Raw genomic sequence first — 20,530 nt, forward strand, 5'->3', positions numbered from 1 at the left:
TCAAACAACAACACATGTCAACTCAAATTAATCAGATTATAGCTCAGGAGCTGAAGTTGCAGCTCAATCATGTAAATAGTACCATCGAATTAATTAGCGAAGGAGCTACTGTTCCATTTATTAGCCGTTATCGAAAAGAACGAACGGGTAGTATGGATGAGGTAAATGTTGCTTTAGTTAAAGAGAGATACGAAAAGTTGCTTGAAATAGAAAAGCGAAAAGAAGCTATTTTAAAGTCGATGGACGAGCAAGGGGTGTTGACTGCTGAGCTTCGAAAGAAAATTACGGAAACTTTTAATTCTACTGAATTAGAGGATATTTACCTTCCTTTTAAACCCAAAAGAAAAACGCGTGCTGTAAAGGCTAAAGAAAAAGGACTTGAGCCTTTGGCTAAAGTCATCATGAAGCAATATGAACGTGATGTAGAAGGGAAAGCTTCGCAGTTTGTAAATGATGAGGTATTGGATGCAGAAGAGGCTTTACAAGGTGCGCGAGATATAATTGCGGAGTGGGTTAATGAAAACTCTGTTGCACGAGATATTGTACGTACGGGTTTTGATCGAAACGCTATAGTTTCTTCCTCCTTGGTGAAAGGAAAACAGGAAGAAGGAATGAAATATAAAGATTATTTCGACTTTAGTGAGCCTCTTAAAAAGTGTCCTAGCCATCGTTTGTTGGCGATACGTAGAGGAGAAAAAGAAGGGGTTTTAAAAGTTAATATTTCGCCAGATGAAGAACAGATTTTAGATCGTCTAGGTCGCTATTTTGTAAAAGGTAATACAGAGGCTTCGGAGCAGGTGGAATTGGCTGTAAAGGATTCGTTAAAGCGTTTGTTGAAACCATCCTTAGAAACGGAGTTTGCTAACCTCTCAAAAGAAAAGGCAGATGCTGAAGCGATAAATGTGTTCACAAATAACTTACGACAATTGTTACTTTCTTCGCCTTTGGGCCAGAAAAGAGTGTTGGCTATTGATCCTGGCTTCAGGACGGGTTGTAAGGTCGTTTGCTTGGATGCGCAAAGTAATTTAGTGCATAATGAGAATATCTATCCGCATCCTCCGCAAAGAGAGACTAAGCAGGCAGCAAAGAAAATATCTTCTTTGGTAGATGCTTATAAGATTGAAGCCATTGCGATTGGCAATGGTACTGCCTCTCGAGAAACAGAATCGTTTATTCGAAGTATAAAATACAGTAGAGATATTCAGGTTTTTGTGGTGAGTGAAGATGGAGCATCTATTTATTCGGCCAGTAAGGTGGCTCGTGAGGAATTTCCAGAGTATGATGTTACGGTTCGTGGAGCGGTTTCTATCGGCAGGCGTTTAATGGATCCTTTGGCAGAGTTGGTAAAAATTGATCCTAAGTCAATTGGTGTGGGACAGTATCAGCATGATGTTGATCAATCTAGTTTGAAGTCATCGTTAGATCAAGTAGTTGAGTCTTGCGTAAATAAAGTGGGAGTTGACTTAAATACGGCTAGTATGCACTTGTTAACTTACGTCTCAGGTTTAGGGCCGCAGTTGGCTAAAAATATTGTAGAATATAGAAAAGAGAACGGAGCTTTTGCTTCCCGCAATCAGTTGAAAAAGGTGCCGAGATTAGGTGCCAAGGCTTATGAGCAGGCTACGGGATTTTTACGAATAACCGAAGCTAAAAATCCTTTAGATAATTCTGCAGTTCATCCTGAATCGTATGCTATAGTGGAAAAAATGGCTAAGGATAATGACTGTAAGGTAAAGGATTTAATTTCGGATAAAAATATCCGGGATAGGATAAAATTAAACGATTACGTTACAGAAACTATCGGAATGCCTACGCTTAAAGATATCATGAGTGAGTTAGAAAAGCCTGGGCGTGACCCGCGACAAATCATTAAAGTATTTGAGTTTGATAAAAATGTGAGGGGTATTGAGGATTTGATTGAAGGCATGATTTTACCAGGTATCGTGACCAATATAACCAATTTTGGGGCTTTTGTAGATGTGGGTGTAAAACAGGATGGTTTGGTTCATATTTCGCAGCTAGCCAACAAGTTTATAAGCGACCCTAATGAGGTTATTGCTTTACATCAGCATGTAAAAGTTAAAGTAATGGAAGTAGATAGGGTGCGTAAAAGAATTCAACTGTCGATTAAAGAAGCAGAGATGCAGTAGCGAATGCTTATAAAGTATAAAGTAAAGGGTGTGGCTATATGAAGAATAGACATGCCCTTTTCGTTTATGGGCATGCGAATTCTCTTCGTTGGTGCGTGGAATATTTATCTATATTTGTGTTGTTTCAAACAAAATGATGAAAATTTAAGGTTGTTATGCAGGAATTTAATGATTTTTTGGTCAATATAGACTCGTATATTGGGAGTAGTGCTTGGTTTGTTTACCTTTTATTAGGTGTAGGGTTATTCTTTACAATTTACTTAGGGTTTCCGCAATTGCGATATATGCGATATGCGCTTAAAATTGTAATGGGTAAATTTGATCGAGAAGGAGATAAAGGAGATACTTCGCATTTTCAAGCCTTAACTACAGCCTTGTCTGGTACGGTTGGTACTGGTAATATTGCTGGGGTTGCTTATGCAGTGTATCTTGGCGGTCCGGCTGCCTTATTTTGGATGCTAGTAACTGCTTTTATTGGTATGACAACCAAGTTTGTGGAGGTAACATTATCTCATAAGTATAGGGAGACTGCTGAAGATGGTTCAATTTCTGGAGGGCCCATGTATTTCATGAAAAAGCGACTGGATATAAAAATGCCTTCAGGAAAGGTGGTGAAAACGGGTAAGCTGATGGCGATTATTTTTGCTGTGGCAACTGTATTATCTTCGTTTGGAACAGGAAGTTTACCGCAAATTAATAGTATCTCCAATTCGATAAATTCTACGTTTGGCGTTCCTCATATGATTACTGGTATTGTTCTGGCAGTTTTATTGGCTATCATTATTATTGGTGGAATAAAGCGAATTGCTCAGGTTACTTCTAAGTTAGTTCCTACAATGGCTGTTATTTATTTTTTAGGTGCTATTGCAGTTATATTATACAACTATGATAATGTAATTCCTTCTATTGTTTCTGTTTTTGCAGATGTTTTTACAGGCTCTGCCGCTACAGGAGGTTTTTTAGGAGCAACTATTGCTTTTGCGTTTAATAGGGGAGTTAATAGAGGATTGTTTTCCAATGAGGCGGGTCAGGGTTCAGCACCAATTGCGCATTCTGCAGCACGAGCACACGAGCCTGTTTCTGAGGGGTTAGTAGCTTTGTTAGAGCCTTTTATCGATACAATTGTGATATGTTCAATTACTGGTCTTACCTTGCTGGCTTCTGGTGTGTGGAGTGAAAAGTTTCAAAATACTTTTCAGCGTTCAGACATGCAAATTGTAAATGGTATTTATGATGATACAAACGATAAGGATAGACTAACTCTAGGAAATCATATCAATGATGTTTCTTCTATTGCATTGTTCTCGGGGCAATTAAATATTGAAGAAGGTGAAATCAAATCTGATATTTCTATTTTACATTCTAGATCTTTAGCAGAAAATATAAAGGTGTATTCCGGAAAAGAATTATTTACAGGAAATTTAAGTGTAAAGGATGGAGTGGTTGAAAACAATAAAAAAATAAGTTTTCAAGGAAAATCATTAGTACATAGTGCTCCGCTAACCACTATTGCCTTTACTAAAAGTTGGTTTGGTGATTTTGGTAAGTATATTGTATCTGTAGGTTTGCTTTTATTTGCCTTTTCTACTGCTATTTCTTGGTCGTACTATGGAAGTAGAGCCATCATATTCTTATTTGGAGTAAAAGGGGTTAAATATTACCGTATTGTGTATGTGCTAGGGTTTTTCTTGGCCTCGTTTACGGATACTACAATTATTTGGACTCTTTCAGGTATTACTATAGCCTTAATGACCATTCCTAATCTAATTGGAATATTTGCGTTGCATGGAGAGATGAAAAGTGAAGTTGGTAAATTTTGGAAGGAATATGCCAAGCGATTTCCAAAGGAAAAATTACCGCTTTTCCATAAAGATAAGTAGTAAGGTGTGGATAATATGTAAACAAAACATAATACATGATGAGTGTTTTGTAATTATGATGTTTTTCTTTACATTATCTTTCTTTTTGCTTATGTTTGTATTGCTTCCTTGTAATTTAGTAAGGAGCATCGCAAAAGCTAGTAACAATGAAAAGTCTTAATCTATATTTGATACTGTTGTTCTGTTTTATAATAGGAAGTGGAGTTGATGCTAATTCTCAGGAATTATCTAAAGACGAGATAGAGCGGGCTTTTGTAGAAATAGATTTTAATACGATATACTATCCCGAAAAGGCAAAACAGCAATTTGATTCTATTAGAGGTGTTTTGACGAGTGACAAGCAATCTGAATATATTGGCTATATTAATTTTTTGACGGCAGAGATGCTGTTTAAAGATTTAAAAGTGGATTCTAGTTTGTTGTTGGTGGAGTCGTCTATTGGCATGTTTACATCTCAGGATAATCGGGTTTGGTTAGCTAAATGTCAACATTTATTAGGTCGAATTGCTGAAGCAACTGGTTTGATGGAGCAGGCTAAAATAAATTATTATGAGGCGATTAATTTATCTGATGAAACAAATGGCTGGGTTGGAAGTGCTTATATAGGAATTGCTAGGTGTAAGAGGGTGTTAGGTGAGTTATTTATGGAGGATCTTACCTTAGGGATTAAGTATATGTCAGAGTCTGATAGGAGGGAGTTTGTTCTGTATGCTAGGCTCATAAAAGAAATATTTAATCTAGGTGCGCAGGGTGCTCCTGATAGGTTGGGAGAAGTTGCGGACGAATACCTTGCTCTTGAAATGTATGATAGAGTTGCAAGTGTTTATAAAATGATTGCAAGTAGTTATAATATCCAGTCTGAGTTTGATTCTGCTCACGAGTATTGTGATAGAGCTATAGGATTGTGTGAGGTGAATGAGACTGGAGGTATGATACTTCCTGCTTTATATCAGTTTAAAGGAGTGTTGTATTTTAGGCAATCTAGGTTAAATGTTGCTGGGGTTTATTTTGAGAGATCTCTTAAGATGTATGAGATTAATAATCAACCTAATAGGATGTTGTATGCATATAATTATATACATCAAATAGATGTTGCTAAAGGTAATTATAAAAGAGCTTATCGGAATTTGCAGGAATATAATGATCTTGTTGAGAAAACGACATCGTCTGAGAAGGTTAGGATGGCTAAGGTGTTAGAGATTAATAATAAGGTGGCGCTTATGAAGGGGCAGTTGGCTCAGTTGAAGACTGAAAAAAAAGCCAGTGAATTTATGTTGTATCTAGTTTTAGTGATTACTATTGTTGTTTTGCTAGGGGTGGGTGTATATATATATCTATATCAGAAAAGTAAAAAAGCGAAAATTGAGGAACTAAATAAAGAGTTTCATAATTTACTGATAGGTATTGGTGAAAAGCAGTTGTTGGAGCATAGGTTAAATAGTAGTCAAAATCTATCAAGAAAGGATAGGAAGGAACTTAGTTTTGTTGATAGTTCCGGATTGTCGGTGGCTAGTGAAGGGGGTATCGGTGATAGTTTTGATAGTTGTTATATGGAGACGATTAATTTGTTTACAGACTCTTTTCCTCAGCTTACGAAAACTGAGGTGCGCTATTCGGTAATGATTTGTTTAAGGTTGCCTATTGAGGTGATAGCAAAAGTTCAAAACGTTCAGCCTGCTTCTATAAGGAAAGCGAAGCAGCGTATTCGGACAAAATTAGATGTAAAAGATAGTTTGGAGGATTATTTACAGGAATTCAGAGAACGTCAAATTTCTAGCCTAGCAGTTTAGTGTTGGTTGTGTGGAACATAATAATGATTTGCAGATTGTTCGATATCGATCACTTTTAGATGTATTCTTTAGTATTATGTTTTGTTCTGGATTGAGTTGTTTTTTAAGCTCATTTTTTTTGAGCTTGTAAAATGTTGTGCCATAGCGTTATGGATTTTGTCACGCTTTTGTCACGCCTAAAATTCGTATTTTTTTACCTCTCCTTAGATATTTGTGATAAACAATTCAAAAACAACGTTTATCATGAAAACTTCAAAATTATTTTTTGCAATTATAACAGTGTCTGTAATTTTTTCATTTTCGAATATAAATGCTAATGAAAAAAAGGATTTAATCGAATTTGAGAAGAGTAGTGTTGTGAAAGAAGACCCTATTATTATAATGATGGGCGAAAGTAAGGTTGTAAAAGAAGATCCTATTATTATAATGATGGGCGAGTAGGTTATATATGTGTTATTTTTAAAGATATTAATATGGTAACTGTTTCGGTATATGGAGATATAGTTGAGGTGGATTTAAACAGATTCATTACCATTGAAGATGTAATAGATTCAGTAAAGGAATATGCGGATGAGTCAAATACTCTACCGTCGAGCCATTTATTAGTTATAAATGCTACTAATTGTAGAACTAATATTGGACTTAAAGATTTAGCTAGGTTAGACCAGGTAAACGAATTGCTAAGTGAAAAATTTGAATTGCTTAAAGTGGCGGTGTTAATAAATGACCCCATGTATACTGCAATTTGCATGATATATCAAAAGTTGATTAAATCAAACCATTATCATTTTCAGGTATTTTCTACAAGAGGTGCCGCGCATAGATGGTTAAAAAGATAGTTTAGAAAGAAAATAGGTTGCTAAATATTCTTGTTGAAAATAGAGGCATTGAAAAAAATTGCGCTGATTCCCAAATTGTTGCAGTCCGTATGCCGCCTATTACTAAACAAGATGTAAGTCCGTCATGATATTTTATCTGGCGGACTTTTTACAATGTATAAAAATATGTTTGTTACATTATCGAAGGTGTTAATGTAAGGTTGTTGAGTTTGAATAGTTTTATTGCTGGTTTTTTTAATGAAGAAAAAAAACTAACTTTATATTCAATCGTTAAAATTTTGGTTTATCGAATGAGGAAAATAGGAGAGAACTATATAATCCAATATAAATTTGTAAATGATTTCAACTTAATTGTTGAAAAACATATTGGTTATGTGCAATTGGATGTTTTAAAAGATTCGATTAAATTATTGAGTTCTAAAAAGGAGTTTTCAATTAATGCCAATTATTTAATTGATCTGAGAGAGTCTGGTTTTAGTATGAATATTGATAAGGTTAAGGAATTTGTGAATTTTTTGGATGAAAACTACAGTGGTGCATTAGAGAATAGAATTGCCATGATTGCTGATGAATCGGACCAGGTAGCTATGGCTACGCTCTTTAAAATGTTACAGCCTAGAACTTCAAGAAATGTACATGTTTTTTCAACTTTAGAATATGCTCTTTTATGGCTTAATGTTGATTTAGAAGAACGTAGAATGGAGCAGATTATTGAATCTGCCAATTCGCTGGTCAAGTGTTAATTGTTCTAAACTTCTTTACATCTCCTGCGTCTGATAATACTCTAATAAGTCAGTAAGTTTTTCGCTTGATAACTGAAGCCCACCTTTTCTATTTCTTATTACCCAAAGCTTTTTATGATTGATGATTAATTCTTCCAGTTCTTGGGCGAGTTTTTTTCTTGTTTCACTATCTATATTTTCAGTAGCGTAATTTTCTGCTTCAAGTCTTGCTAATCCTAAGTTGATTCCATGTATGGCTAGATTGGCGGCTTGTTTTAATTCTTCCAATATTACTTCTGCTTTATACCCTTTAGGTTCTGATGAATCCAATAATTCTAAAGCTAATTTTATTTCTTTTTTGGCCTTTAATAGGTTTTCACTAGTTAGCATTTTCGTTTGGTAATGGCCTTTCATAGTCCATCTGTAACGCCTAAGCATTAAATGAAAAGCGTTTGCATTGCCTTCTTGAATATCGCATGCTAGATAAGCATTTCCCAATTTTAATAAGGCCTCCGAAAGTTTGTCGGTTTTATCTTCAAAAATATAGTTGGATAAAACAGGTGCTAATTTAGCAGTCGGATTACTTTCGCTATTCCATGAATAAGCTGATCCAACTGCCATGGCAGGATAACATACCGAAAGAGGTTGCCAGTGCCCCCAGTCGCCCCAATTGGTGTTAAGATAGCCTTTGGCTTTATTGGTGCTACCGTAAACGGCAGCTTGTTTTAAATTAATGAATGCATCTTTGTTTCGTCCAATTTCAGAACGCCATGTGGAAGTTCCAGGGCAAACATAAAAATCAAGCCCTGCATCTTTGAATTTAGGAAGGTTTTCTTGGAAAGGATAAGTGCTTTCGTAGCCCCAAACCATAGCTGTCATATTTTTAGGGATTTCCGAAATGAGCTCAGAGTGATTTAGGATGATGTCTCCCCAAAACTGCGCTTTTTTGCCATTGATATTGGCTTCTGAATTAAGCTTTTTTACATAGTCAAGATATACATTTCCAACGCCTTGCTTTTTACATGTTTTTTTTGACAGACCATTACCTAATTCAACAGTTTCATCACATCCTATATTAAAATATTCGCTACTGAAGTTGGGTAGTAGTTCGGTGTACAATTCCTTCATTAAGTCAAACGATTCGGGGTTTAAAGGATTTAGACTATGCCTGCTTCTTGTTCCCCATTTGGTATCGCAATCGGTTGGGCATTCTGCTAAATGAAGATATTCATCGTGTTTTAACCAGTTTTCCATATGTCCAAATGAATTCTGATTAGGCACTAAATCGATGAATTTAGCTTTGCAATACGCGTCAATTTGTGTAATTTCTTTAGGTGTCATCGGACTAGCCTCTTCCCAAACTTTTTTATGGTTTTGATAGGCGAATGTGTGTTCTGTGTATAGTTGGAATTCATTGATTTTCCAAGAAGCCAACAAGTCTATAATATGATAAAGTGTTTCCATGGTTGGAACCTTATCTCGGCTAATATCCAACATGTAACCGCGTCTCTCAAAATCTGGCCAATCATTAATGGTTAAGCAAGGAGTTGCTTGTCCTGTTTCTTGGCTGTATTTGATAATTTGAAGTAATGTTTGCTTTCCGTAATAAAGGGCAGCTTCATCTTTACCAGTAATAGTAATATTAGTTGAGTCAATAGTTAGTTTATATTGCTGTAGATGAGTTAAGGTGCTATCAATGGAAAGCTTGAAGGTATTATTTGTTAATGGTGATGAGAGTACTTTTAATTCGCCTTTAATATTAAAAGCCAATGATTTTTTTATAACCGAATAGAATTCGTTCGATGAGAATGTTGCGCCTTGTACTTCGTTGAAGTTGCCTGTGGCATATTTTACCTCTTTAGGCGCAGGAAATAAATAATCGTTTAACTCTTGTGCTTGAACTGAAATGCAAATAAAAAGAAGTATAGATAATGTGGCAAATATTCTCATCTTAATTGAATGTTAGATTGTAAGTAAACCTAATTGTTTTAACTGTTGTAATGTATAGCTTTTCCAGAAAATCGTAAAATCTCCAAGCTCATTTTTTTCAAATTCTTTTTGTGTATCTGCTATGGTTGGCTGAAGGACTTGGCTGATGGAACATTTACCCAATAGCTCTATAATCCACTGCCCTAATGATTCCTTCGTGTTTATGATTTCTGTGCTTTCTCGCAAATGAAAGATTAATTCGCACATCTTCGTTGATTTACCTTTTTTCTTTTTGGAATAAAGTCGCAGACTAGGAAGGTTTTCAGTCCATATAAGTTTTCTATTGGGCGAGTTATCCTCCTCGATTACGCTGATACTATTGTGTATTAAATCGTAAGGGATCTTTGTTCTAGGGATTTTAAAATCAAACCAGTCCTGTAAAGGAAGGTCGAAGCCAACATCTAGCATGTAATTGTATAACGATTTTTTTAACCCTTCGCTATATAAATGATGAGAAGCACCAGTTGAGTCAATATGTTCAAGGTCGTTATTGGCAAAGGAATTGGTTTCAGGATTTTTGGCTTCCACCTGGAACTTTTCTGGATTTTGTCCCACTGGACTATGAGCAGTCATAGCAAATTGGTGCCAAAAGCCAGAATTTACAATCTGGTTTTCAAATAATTGCCTAACAACTTCAAGCGAGTCAATGGTTTCTTGGTCTGTTTGAGTAGGGAACCCATACATTAAATACGCATGAGTTAAAATGCCTGCGCTGGTTAGGTTTTTACAAACCTGTGCAACCTTTTCAACACTTACCCCTTTGTTGATGAGGGATAAAATTCGGTTAGAGGCTACTTCTAAACCTCCTGAAACAGCTATGCATCCTGATTTTTTAAGTAAGGTGCAAACATCTGATGTAAAACTACTTTCAAATCGAATGTTAGTCCACCAAGTAAAGTTTAGTTTTCGTTTAATCAATTCTTTGGCTAACGCAATCATTAAGGCTGGAGGAGCTGCTTCATCTACGAAATGAAAGCCAGATTGGCCTGTTTGTTCGTAAATGGTTTCCATTTTATTGCATAGCACTTTTGCTGTTACAGGCTCGAAGCGAGCTATATAATCGAGCGTTGTATCGCAAAAAGTACACCTACCCCAATAGCATCCATGAGCCATGGTTAATTTATTCCAAAAACCATCACTCCACAATCGATGCATGGGGTTAGTTATTTCTATAAAAGAAAGGTAATTATCTACTTTTATGTTGTTATAGCTAGGGCTTATTTCTTGTTTTAGGGAGATATCCTTACTGCTAGAGTTGTCGATATATTCAACTTTGTTATCCGCTTTTATTAAAGTGCGTTTTAATGGTCGGCTATTGTCGCTGATGTGCTCTATCAGGTTCAATAATGGTGTTTCTCCGTCATCTAAAGTAATATAATCAATGAACTCAAAAATACGTGTGTCAGATAAAGAGCGGAGTTCTGTATTGGCATAACCACCTCCCATGCAAATTTTAATGTTGGGATAATTGCCTTTTAAATACTGTCCGCATTTTAATGCTGAAAACAAATTACCAGGAAAGGGCACCGTGATGGCTACGATGCTTGGTTGTTCTTGCTGAATGCAATCATCAATAATTTTGTGTTGATGCTGAATGATGAGTGAGTCCTCTTTTAGAACCTCCTCATAAATTGGAGTGAAACTAAAAGCTGAAGAGCTAAGTCTCTCAGCATATCTGCTAAATCCAAAGTGTGGGTCAATAGTTTCAACAATAAAATCGGATAAATCTTCTAATAATAGTGTGGCTAGATGCCGAGCTTTATCTCTAATTCCCATGTTGCCAAAACTCCAATCTAAATCTTCAGCTTGAGAAAAACGAGAAGCTTTGGGCAAATAGGCATCTGAGCAAATTCGGTAAGCCAAGGTCTCATCATTTCCCTTAAGAAAAAGGATGACGTCATCAATCACTTCAATATATGAATCTTTTAGGGCTTGTATCCTTTGGCTGTTATCTGAAAGTTCTTGAATATTTAGTGCTTGGTTAAATATTTCATTCAATCCATGGCTCGAGAATATTTTCAGAATTACTTCAAGGCCCAGATCAATTTGATAAGAAGGGATTTCTTTATGTTCTAGAAAACCCTTAAGATATGTGGTAGCAGGGTATGGCGTATTAAGTTGGGTAAAAGGCGGAGTTATTAAAAGTACTTTAGCGCTCAATGTTTCTGATTTTATAATGTGTTGCAAAAGTACTAAAAATGTCCACTAAGTAATTGTAAAAATACTGGAAGAAAATATGGTATGTTTTTAAGAGGAGTTATTAAATATATGTTTTCTAATTATTTGCTATATAATTCTTGCATCTTTCAATAAAATCATCGAATTTCACGCATCTAATTTCAAAATAACCGACTTTAATTTAATGAAAAAGATATTGACCATCTGGAGGTATTCTAGTACCTGTGTTTTTCTATTGTTATGCTTATCGATTGTATTTATCTCTTGTGAAGAGGTTCAAGAAAAACGACCTGTTGTAAAAACCGAATCTCCCATAGTTAAGGATGTGGCTTTGTATGGAGAATATGTAGGGCGTGTTAAGGCATACCGACATGTAGAGGTGAGAGCACGTGTTGAGGGCTTTTTAGAGAAGAGACTTTTCTCTGAAGGTAAGAAAGTGCAAGATAAAGAAGTACTTTTCATAATAGACCCTTCACAGTATGAGGCTAGGTTAAATGCATCTCGCGCTAAGCTTAAGCAGTCAAGGGCCGCAGCAGCTAAAGCTCAAAGAGATGTAGATCGATTGCAGCCATTATATGAACAAAATGCGGCTAGTAGGCAAGATTTGGATAATGCAATTTCGGCCTTAGAATTAGAAGAGGCGAGTATTGCGATAAGCGCCGCAGAGCTTCAGCAATCGGAGTTGGAGTTAAGTTTTACAAAAGTGAGATCGCCATTAAATGGATATGTTGGAGAACGTGAGGCTGATATAGGTGCTTTAGTTGGTGGATCCGGAATTTCTTTGTTAACGACCGTTTTTCAGGCAGATACAGTGTTTATAAGTTTTAGTCTTACAGCTCTGGATTACCTAAGAAGCAAGCAAAGAAATGTAGATATATCGCAATCGGATAGTACAAGAAAATGGAAACCAACTATTACGGTTACTTTGGCAGATAATTCGGAGTATCCAATTAAAGGTATAGTTGATTTTACGAATCCTGAGGTGGATACGGAAACAGGTACTTTTGAAGTAAGAGCAGAGTTAGCTAATCCGGATATGGCTCTGTTACCTGGCCAGTTTACCAAAGTTAAACTATTATTAGATGTAGTTGAGTCCGCTCTAGTTGTTCCACGTAAATCTTTAATCATTGAAGATGGAGGTGCATATATTTATGTGATGCGATCGGATAGTATAGCAGAAAAAAGATTTGTGGAAATTGGGCAGGATTTTGATAATGAAATTATTATTGAGCGTGGATTAATTGCTCATGATAAAATAGTTATTGAAGGTCAGCATAAATTGTCACCTGGCATTAAAATGTTGCCAGTAGCTGAAGGGGATACGATTTATCAAACAAAAAATGAGGAGGAGAATAAATGAAGCCAGGTTATTTTATAGATAGGCCTGTGTTGTCTATGGTATTGTCCATACTTATTGTTTTAATTGGAATAATTTCGGTTTATATATTGCCCGTGGATCAATATCCACAAATAACACCACCTTTGGTTCGTGTTAAGGCTAACTATTCAGGAGCCAGCGCTGTAACAGTTGCTGAGGCTATTGCAACACCCATTGAGCAGGAGTTGAATGGTACTCCTGATATGATTTACATGGAATCTAGTTGTACCAATTCTGGCGGTTTAACTATTAATGCAACTTTTGAAGTGGGTACGGATCCTGCCATTGCGGCGGTAGAAATTCAAAATAGGGTTAAGCTCGCGGAATCTCGTTTACCTGCAGAAGTAGTGCAAAATGGAGTAGAGGTAGAAAGACAAGCGGCAGGGCAATTAATGACTGTAAGCCTTACATCTTCGGATACAAAATTTGATGAGATTTACTTAAGTAACTTTGCCACCATTAATATATTAGATATTCTTAGACGAGTGCCTGGTGTTGGTCGAGTTTCTAATGTGGGTAGTCGATATTATTCTATGCGTATTTGGGTGTACCCAGATAGGTTGGCGGGTTACGGATTGACTATTGCTGATCTGCAAAGTTCTATTAAGGATCAAAATAGAGAGTCGGCAGCTGGAGAATTAGGACTTCAGCCCAATAACAGCATTGATATAACTATCCCAATTTCAACAGCGGGTAGACTTTCTTCAGTGGAGGAATTTGAAAAAATTGTTTTAAGAGCTAATTCTGATGGAAGTATTATTCGTTTGAGAGATGTAGCTAGAGTTAGCCTTGAGGCATCTAGTTATAATCAAGAATCGGGTTTTGATAATAAGAATGCAGCGATTTTAGCTATTTACCTTTTGCCTGGTGCAAATGCACTTGAGGTAGGAGATAATATTAAAGCTGCGATGAAGGATATTAGTGCAACCTTCCCAAAAGGAATTGATTATCATATCCCGTTTGATATGACCAATTACATTTCTACTTCTATCAAGGAAGTGTATGTTACTTTGTTTCAGGCTTTGTTACTTGTGATTATAGTGGTTTTCTTGTCCTTACAGAATTGGAGAGCCACTTTAATACCTATTATTGCTGTTCCAATTTCACTTATTGGAACATTTGGTGTGATGCTGGCGCTAGGGTTCTCTATTAATATGTTAACGCTTTTAGGATTGATTCTGGCCATTGGTATTGTGGTGGATGATGCTATTGTGGTAGTTGAAAATGTGGAACGTCTGATGGAGGAGAAAAAGATTCAAGCGCGTGAAGCAACGCATTTGGCTATGAAAGAATTGTCAGGAGCCTTAGTGGCAACTTCTTTAGTATTGGCTGCGGTTTTTGTTCCAGTAAGTTTTTTAGGCGGAATATCAGGAGAGTTATATAAGCAGTTTTCGGTTACTATTGTTGTTTCTGTATTACTATCTACCGTGGTTGCACTAACGCTTAGTCCAGCTATGTGTGCTATTGTGCTAAAACCTTCATCTGGTAAAGAAAATATTGTTTTTAGAAAAATAAACGAGTGGCTAAATATTGGGAATAAAAAGTATGTAGGCTACATAAGCGCATCGGTTGCTTGGCCTAAAAGGGTATTGGCTGGTTTTGGTTTGGTTTTAGTCGCTGTATTTGTGTTGGCTACCATTGTACCAGAAAGCTTTATTCCTGAAGAGGATCAAGGGCAGTTTACGGTAGAAATCGACTTGCCTGAAGGAGCAACCTTGCAACGCACTGCTGAAGTGGCTAAAAGAGCGGTTGATTTTCTTTTATCGGTACCTGGAGTTCGAACTGTTGAGCAAGTAGTGGGTACTAGTCCCCGCTTAGGAAGTAGTCAAGCACGCGCCAAATTAACTGTATTGCTAGATGATTGGGATGAAAGAGGAAGTGATGAATTATCAGTGAATGGTATTATTGAGCAGGTAAGAGAAGAATTTTATCGATATCCTGAAGCTCGGATATTTCTATCAAAACCACCATTGATTCCTGGTTTAGGAGAGTCGGGTGGAGTAGAACTTCAATTACAGGCACGCTCAGGAGCTTCATTTGATAACTTAGTGGATGCGGTGGATACCTTGTTGTTTTATGCCAATCAAGCGCCAGAATTGCAAGGTGTTTCGGCAAATATTCAGCCCAATGTACCTCAATTGTTTTTTGATGTAGATAAGGATGCGGCTATGTTTTTAGGTATTCCTTTATCAGATATATTTTCATCTATGAAAGCATATTTAGGCGCTTTGTATGTCAATGACTTTAATATGTTTAACCGTGTTTATAAGGTGAATATTCAGGCGGACGAAAATTATAGGATGTCCCAAGGAAACTTAAATATGTTTTTTGTGAAAGCCAAGAATGGTTCTATGGTGCCAATTACTGCTATTGGTTCTGCGGAGTATCAAACAGGACCTGGTGGTATCAAACGTTTTAACATGTTTAATACTACCGTGGTGAGAGCAGAAGCAGCATCTGGTTATAGTTCTGGTCAGGCTATGTTAGTTTTAGAGGACTTGATAAATAACAAACTTCCTGAAAATATGGCATATGAGTGGAGTGGAATATCTTATCAAGAGAAGCAAGCTGGTGGACAAACGGGGTATGTGATGATTCTAGTGGTTTTGTTTGTTTTTCTATTTCTAGCGGCTCAATACGAAAGCTGGTATATTCCAGCGTCGGTTATGTTATCTCTTCCGGTGGCTGTGTTAGGTGCGTTTATGGGCGTTTGGGTAGTGGGTTTAAGTAATGATATTTACTTTCAGATTGGATTAGTTACCTTAATCGGTTTATCCGCAAAAAATGCCATTTTAATTGTTGAAGTGGCTAAGCAAGAAGTAGAAAATGGAGTGGATGTTGTGAATGCTGCAGTCACTGCTGCCTCCCTTAGGTTTCGTCCTATTGTAATGACTTCTTTAGCCTTTGTATTGGGAATGCTTCCGCTTGTTTTTGCTTCAGGGCCAGGCTCGGCCAGTCGTCACTCAATTGGAACGGGCGTATTTTTCGGAATGTTGTTTTCAATTACTTTAGGAATTGTAATTGTTCCATTCTTTTTTGTCGTCATCAATAAATCAATTCATTTTGTCAAACAGAAATCAAAACAATAGTATGCAATTCAAAAAAATATTTATTGGCTCATTGCTGGTTTTGTTGTGCATAAATGCTTGTAAAGTTGGTAAGAAATATCAAACACCCGAATTAGATATTCCTAATCAGGTTTCTTTTTCTCAAGCCAATGATTCATTAACTATTGCCGATGTTGAATGGTACGAAATGTTTAATGATACTGTTTTAATCAACTATATTGAGCTAGCCCTGGCAAATAACCAAGATGTTAGAATTGCAGCTGCACGTATTCGCGAAGCAATGGCATTGAAAAGAATGTCAGAGGCTCCTTTGGTACCTAGTTTAGATTTATATGCTGAAAGTAATAGGGAGCAAGTAGAAGGGGATGATTTAGACATAGAGCATGTTGCGAGGTTCGAATTGAGTTGGGAGTTAGATTTATGGGGGAATATAAGATGGGGGAGAGAGGCTTCTATAGCGGAGTATTTTAGTACTGTGGAGGCACATAGAGCAGTTAAAATGGCTTTAATTTCAAGTGTTGCTAAAGCCTATTTCGAATTAATAGCCTCTAAAAGAGAGTTGGAGATTGTGAAAGAAACAGGTCGTGCTAGACGGGAAGGCGTTCATATAGCAGAATTGCGATATAAAGGCGGCCTCACATCAGAAACTTCCCTAATGCAGGCCAAGGTTGAGTTTGCTAAAACCATGTCGCTTATACCGAGTGTTGAGCGGGATATTTCTTTAACTAGAAATAGCTTAGCGAAGCTCTTAGGGCAAATGCCTCAGGAGGAGATGGTCAGTTTAAGCCTTTATCATCAAAAGCAAGGTGCTAAAATTCCAGTAGGTATGCCTTCCTATGTTTTAAAGCGTAGGCCTGATATTAAGCAAGCAGAACAATCGTTAATCATCGCAAATGCCAATGTAGGAGTTGCTTATACAGATATGTTCCCTAAAATAACGCTTACTGCCAAATATGGAAATGAGAGTGAATCATTTGAAGAACTGTTAAAAAGTCCTTATAGCTATCTGGCAGGTAGCTTATTGGCTCCTGTCTTCTCGGGCGGAGCCAGAAGAGCAAAGTTAAAGGCTCAGAAAGCAGTTCTTGATCAAGCTTTACTTGAATATGAAAAAGTGATTATAACTGCTTTTCAGGAAACAGATAATGCCATTTTAACCTTTCGTAAGGCGAAAGAGATTAAAGAGTTGAGGATTGATTTAGAGAAGTCTGCTGAGAATTATTTAGAATTGGCTCAGATACAATATATAAATGGTGCTATTAATTATTTAGATCTCCTAGATGCGCAAAGGTTTTTATTTGATGCGGAGGTTTCGTTGAATGAAGCTGTTTTAAATGAGCTACTATCTTATGTTTATTTATATAAAACTTTAGGTGGTGGATGGAATAGTTAATATTGATAAATGGCAGGATTGCTCTTTTTGTAATCTTTCTAAATTATTAAGAAATAATAAATTAATATAGAAAGTAAACTATAATAATTTTGATTAGATGTAATCTTTTCTATTTTTGCATAGCGTTCTGAAAAAGAAATGTAGATATCTAAGAAAAGTGTGTTTTTTAGGTAGTATGTACTTAAAATTAAGAGCGTTTGTGCTGAAAGAGGTGCTATTTTATATGGGGATATAAAATAGTATAAACAAGATTTGATGTGTTGTGGTCTTGTGTTTTTTTAGTGAATACATATTGTTTGATGTGAGAATCAAGTTCGAATTGGAAAAATGTTTTAATGAAACCTTTTAAAATGGTTTTCGTTAACTGTTGACAAATGACCAATTCTAAACCATGAATTAACAGTTTGGTTTGATTAAACTTAAAAGTTAACGAAGGAAACGAACAAACGAAGTTGCTTAAATTGAAATTAATTTTGGGGAAAATTAATTGAAAACAGAAACAACAAATCGTACTATGATTATTACAATGAACAATTAAGATTTTTATAACACAACACAAAACACAGCATGTTAAAATTTATTTTCTTATCAGTTTTAGTTTGGGGAGTAGCTATACTACAGGTATCAGCTCAAGGGGGAAAGACTTGTGTGGAAGCGACTACTGCAAATCAAGGAATAAATATTAGTAACAACTCCATGGGCGAGCAGTGGTTTAAATACACTGCTACTACCAACGGAAAAGTAATCGTCTCTTCTTGCGGGCAAACAACTGCCGATACTTACGTTGAAATATTTGATGGATGTAATTTAGAAGCCTTTACTTTTAGTAATGACTTTTGCGATAAGCAATCAGAAGTTTGTTTTGAAGTGATTAGTGGACTTACCTATTGGATCTGTTGGAAAGATTCATATACATTACAAACGTATGAGTGGTTTTTAACTGAAGAAAGTAAGAATCAAGGCGAGTTTTGTAGTAATCCTATGAGTATTGGATCGGGAAACTTATCAAACATTATTCAAGAAAATACTTATAAGTGGTTCGAGTTTACAGCATCTCGTAATGGTAAAATTACTGTTCAAGCAAATAGTACAGATTGTAAAATTGCAGTATTTAATGATTGTAGTACTTCTTCAACTTTAAATAATGATGAAAATTGGAATCCAAGTATTACTGCTTTTGAAGGACAAACCGGTCAGTCATATTTAATTGCTATCCGTAATTCGTCTTCTAATACAAATGTAGGATGGAGTATTACAGAAAGTAACTGGGAATTAGGAGAGCGTTGTGCTGAGCCAATAGATGTACATAGTTTAGATAATTTACCAATTAACCATGATTCTGGTACCGATAAGTGGTATAGATTTATTGCTTTAAGAGATGGTGATATTACAATTACATCAGCAAATGCTACAACAGAAGATACATATTTAGAGGTTTATGAGGGTTGTGGTTCAGGAAAAGTTGCATTTAGCGATGATGCAGTTGGTATGCAGTCCGAATTAGTTCTTTCGGTTAAAGCTAACAAAGCATATTACATTAAGTGGGATAATATATTTCAACCAAAGCAATATGCGTGGAGCTTAAAATCAGGAGATACTACTACGGAAGATCCAGAAATAGAAAATTCTAATATTGGTATCTACCCAAATCCATCAACAGGTCCAGTAAATATAGATTTAAGAGGGTTTAATTCTGAAATGGTAACTGTAAAAGTATTAAGCCTAACAGGTACACCTATTAAAATCTTAAAGTTAACTGGTGGTGAAAGTACTCCTTTTAATTTATCCGATTTAGAAGCAGGAATGTATCAAATAGTATTAGATGATTTAGTATCAAGAAAAGTAGTGAAGTTTTTAAAACAATAATATAACCGTACACATTTTGAAGGGTGCACCCAGAAAACTCCAAGTAAGTTTTCTAGGGTGCATTTTTTTTGTCTTTAAATTTGTTCTACATGGTTTTCAAACCTTTCTGCTGGTTTGAATTTAATACTAAAAATAGGATTCGTTACAACTTCTTAATAAATCTTAAAATATGTAGAACTATTTAGGTTTATAGCTGTTTGGTCTGTTGGAAAAATATTTGATATAGTAACAGCTTGAGAATAATCAGTAGTATATAGTTATCTGTAATTCATATAATCTTATTTGACGCGGAATTAAATCTATTTTAGATCTGAATAATGGCGTTTCATCCTCTTAATTTAAATATTTGAAAGGATTGCCATTAGTTTTAAGATATCTAATCAATAGGATTTGTAGATGCTTTTTTATTCATCTAATAATGCCATATATTTTAAGGGGTAAATATCCGATATAAAAAATATGCATTTTAGAATTGCTTTTTGTAAAAGAAGCTTTAAATTGGGTGACGTTTTTAGACGATAAAAGAAAGACTCCAGGATTAGATGGTATGATGATTGGCCAAGGATACAATTGGTCATTTTAGGGAAAGGAATCGTTCTCAAGCGATTATTATTTTTTTTGAATAACATCTTTAATTATAAGTAGATTAAAGTTAACTATAAATAAGTATCATGCAATCAAAACTTCAGGAACTTACGGATAAGCTCTATTCCGATGGCATACAGAAAGCCAACGAAGAGGCGGATTCCATCATTACAAAGGCCAAGCAAGAGGCCGAAAGGATAGTTGAAGAGGCACAGAAAAAAGCCGCTGATAAAGTTGAAGAAGCAGAAAAACAAGCCGCTGAAACCAAGAGGAATGTAGAAGCAGAAATTAAACTAGCTTCACAGCAAGCCATTTCTTCTTTGCGTCAGAAAATAGGTAACAGTATTACGGTTGCTGTGTCGGAACCAACTTTAAAAGAAGTTTTTTCAGATAAGGATTATGTACAGTCTTTAATTAGTAAGCTAGTTGAAGGTTGGGGAAAAACAGGGAACTTTGATATTAACGTGGTTCTTCCTGAATCTGAAAAAGCAGAACTAGACAAAAAAATTGAAAAAAGCTTTGCTGCCGAAATCAATAAAGGATTATCATTTGAGTTTGATGCAGCTGTAAAAGCTGGGTTTAAAGTTGGGCCTTCGGATGGAAGTTATGTAATAAGCTTTACGGAGGGTGATTTCCAGAACTTCTTTAAATCATTCTTGCGCCCTAAAACAAATCAATTATTATTTGAAGCGTAA

General features: G+C 35.9%; 13 protein-coding genes. 11 read left to right on the top strand and 2 right to left on the bottom strand.

The window, feature by feature from the left end; translation table 11 throughout:
* The first annotated feature begins 14 nt into the window (after positions 1-14).
* The 6 genes from A8L32_RS06080 to A8L32_RS06105 all read left to right on the top strand — a co-directional run bounded on the left by A8L32_RS06080 (position 15) and on the right by A8L32_RS06105 (position 7,402).
* Positions 15-2,150 (top strand): Tex family protein, encoded by a 2,136-nt coding sequence (locus A8L32_RS06080; protein ID WP_066628969.1) that lies wholly within the window; start codon positions 15-17, stop codon positions 2,148-2,150.
* A gap of 155 nt (positions 2,151-2,305) precedes the next feature.
* The gene (locus tag A8L32_RS06085) at positions 2,306-4,030 is read left to right on the top strand and encodes an alanine/glycine:cation symporter family protein (protein ID WP_066628972.1); all 1,725 of its coding nucleotides are present in this window, start codon (positions 2,306-2,308) and stop codon (positions 4,028-4,030) included.
* A 146-nt stretch (positions 4,031-4,176) separates the two neighbouring features.
* Positions 4,177-5,820: a hypothetical protein gene (locus A8L32_RS06090; RefSeq protein ID WP_066628975.1), complete on the top strand. Its 1,644-nt coding sequence runs from the start codon at positions 4,177-4,179 to the stop codon at positions 5,818-5,820.
* A 243-nt stretch (positions 5,821-6,063) separates the two neighbouring features.
* Positions 6,064-6,261: a hypothetical protein gene (locus tag A8L32_RS06095; protein WP_066628978.1), complete on the top strand. Its 198-nt coding sequence runs from the start codon at positions 6,064-6,066 to the stop codon at positions 6,259-6,261.
* A gap of 32 nt (positions 6,262-6,293) precedes the next feature.
* A complete protein-coding gene (locus tag A8L32_RS06100) occupies positions 6,294-6,659 on the top strand; it encodes a hypothetical protein (RefSeq protein WP_066628981.1) in 366 nt (121 codons plus the stop codon).
* Between the two features lie 290 nt (positions 6,660-6,949).
* Entirely contained in the window at positions 6,950-7,402 is a 453-nt protein-coding gene (locus A8L32_RS06105) for a hypothetical protein (RefSeq protein ID WP_075590204.1), read from the top strand.
* A gap of 15 nt (positions 7,403-7,417) precedes the next feature.
* Here the strand turns inward: A8L32_RS06105 and A8L32_RS06110 are convergent, their stop codons facing one another.
* Positions 7,418-9,331 (bottom strand): beta-N-acetylhexosaminidase, encoded by a 1,914-nt coding sequence (locus A8L32_RS06110; RefSeq protein ID WP_066628987.1) that lies wholly within the window; start codon positions 9,329-9,331, stop codon positions 7,418-7,420.
* 12 nt (positions 9,332-9,343) lie between these two features.
* Positions 9,344-11,530 carry a B12-binding domain-containing radical SAM protein gene (locus A8L32_RS06115; RefSeq protein WP_066628990.1) on the bottom strand — a complete coding sequence of 729 codons (2,187 nt, stop codon included), beginning with the start codon at positions 11,528-11,530 and terminating at the stop codon, positions 9,344-9,346.
* 202 nt (positions 11,531-11,732) lie between these two features.
* Between A8L32_RS06115 and A8L32_RS06120 the strand changes: the two genes are divergently transcribed.
* The 5 genes from A8L32_RS06120 to A8L32_RS06140 all read left to right on the top strand — a co-directional run bounded on the left by A8L32_RS06120 (position 11,733) and on the right by A8L32_RS06140 (position 20,530).
* On the top strand, positions 11,733-12,908 hold the full coding sequence (locus A8L32_RS06120; protein ID WP_083631203.1) for an efflux RND transporter periplasmic adaptor subunit: 1,176 nt from the start codon (positions 11,733-11,735) through the stop codon (positions 12,906-12,908).
* A complete protein-coding gene (locus A8L32_RS06125; RefSeq protein ID WP_066628992.1) occupies positions 12,905-16,015 on the top strand; it encodes an efflux RND transporter permease subunit in 3,111 nt (1,036 codons plus the stop codon). Before A8L32_RS06120 ends, A8L32_RS06125 begins: the two co-directional genes overlap by 4 nt.
* Position 16,016: 1 nt before the next feature.
* Positions 16,017-17,384, top strand: a complete 1,368-nt coding sequence (locus tag A8L32_RS06130; RefSeq protein ID WP_066628995.1) for an efflux transporter outer membrane subunit — start codon at positions 16,017-16,019, stop codon at positions 17,382-17,384.
* A 567-nt stretch (positions 17,385-17,951) separates the two neighbouring features.
* Positions 17,952-19,250: a T9SS type A sorting domain-containing protein gene (locus A8L32_RS06135; RefSeq protein ID WP_066628998.1), complete on the top strand. Its 1,299-nt coding sequence runs from the start codon at positions 17,952-17,954 to the stop codon at positions 19,248-19,250.
* Positions 19,251-19,921: 671 nt separating this feature from the next.
* On the top strand, positions 19,922-20,530 hold the full coding sequence (locus tag A8L32_RS06140) for a V-type ATP synthase subunit E family protein (protein ID WP_066629005.1): 609 nt from the start codon (positions 19,922-19,924) through the stop codon (positions 20,528-20,530).

The organism is Labilibacter marinus (assembly GCF_001659685.2).
GTDB classification, from domain to species: Bacteria; Bacteroidota; Bacteroidia; order Bacteroidales; family Marinilabiliaceae; genus Saccharicrinis; species Saccharicrinis marinus.